Here is a 1,195-nt window from a genome sequence, read left to right as displayed (position 1 = left end):
GCTTATCTTTTGCCCATCCCAATCAAAGCATTCTTTAATACCCAAGCAAAAGAATCTAAGCCTTGGGCATGGTCGGACACTAAAGAGGCTCCGTTACCAATTTTAATAGCACTTGGCGTGACTTCGTTTGGATGTCTTGCCTTGTTCTTCTATCCTCAACCCCTGATCGATCTAATAAATTTGATTCCAGGTGTATCAACGAATATGGGGGAAGGCTAAATGTCTGATCATCACTCTTCAGATGGCTGGTTCGACAAGCCAGAAAACGTCAAAAAGATGTTAAAAGTATTTTATGTCGCATGTGCTTTGCTAGTGATTGCTGACTTTATTGTTCACCGCCATATTTACCACAGCTGGGAGAACTTCCCTGCTTTTTATGCCATTTACGGCTTTGTAGGCTGTTCTATTCTCGTTTTCATAGCAACATGGATGCGAACCTTTCTGATGCGAGGTGAAGATTACTACGATGAGTAATGTGATTCCATTTCTTCCCCTAATGCTAGGTGCTTTAGCTGCGTTACTATTACGTGGCTGGACACGAAACCTCATCATGTTAGCGGCTCCCATTTTAGGTGCTCTTAACTTGGTCGGCCTAGAGCATGGCGTATTCTGGTCTATGGAGTTTATGGGCTATGCACTAGAGCCAGTTAAGGTTGATAAACTTAGCTTGATGTTTGGCTATCTTTTCCATCTTGCTGCTCTAATCGCCATCATCTACGCCTTGCACGTTAAGGATACTGTGCAGCACGTCGCAGGCCTCGCCTACGCAGGTAGTGCTGTCGGCGCAGTATTTGCCGGTGACTTACTTACCCTTTTCGTCTTCTGGGAGTTACTGGCACTCACATCCGTATTTCTTATTTGGGCTCGTCGAACAGATCGAGCCTATTCTTCTGGTATTCGCTATCTGATCATTCAAGTATTATCTGGCGTTTTGTTACTTGCAGGTCTATTGATCTTCGCGCACGTTAACAATAGCTTACTATTCACTCATATCGGCTTGCAGCATGAGGGCATCGCCCAAGTTGGTGCATGGCTAATCTTTTTCGCCTTCGGAATCAAGTGTGCCTTCCCTTTTATGCACAACTGGTTAACTGATTCGTATCCTGAAGCGACACCAAGCGGAACAATATTTTTAGCCTCGTTCACAACAAAGGTCGCGGTGTATGCTTTTGCTCGGGCCTACCCCGGTGAAGAA

Annotated in this window: 2 protein-coding genes and 1 pseudogene; all 3 read left to right on the top strand. The window is 45.0% G+C overall.

All coding sequences use genetic code 11. The features are described 5' to 3' along the window. Positions 1-219 (top strand): annotated as a pseudogene (locus A3763_RS29830) (monovalent cation/H+ antiporter subunit D family protein); the annotation flags it as partial. Then, positions 220-474, top strand: a complete 255-nt coding sequence (locus tag A3763_RS26055) for a hypothetical protein (RefSeq protein WP_068508488.1) — start codon at positions 220-222, stop codon at positions 472-474. Then, positions 467-1,195: proton-conducting transporter membrane subunit (locus A3763_RS26050; RefSeq protein ID WP_304440850.1), on the top strand; the 729-nt coding region annotated here is incomplete at its 3' end. The genes A3763_RS26055 and A3763_RS26050, both read left to right, overlap by 8 nt.

The organism is Oleiphilus sp. HI0128, assembly GCF_001635365.1.
This window is presented reverse-complemented; position numbering and strand designations above follow the sequence as displayed.

Coding starts and splice junctions, on each gene's coding strand:
- A3763_RS26055 (WP_068508488.1), top strand. CDS start 220: ATGTCTGATCATCACTCTTCAGATGGCTGGTTCGACAAGCCAGAAAAC.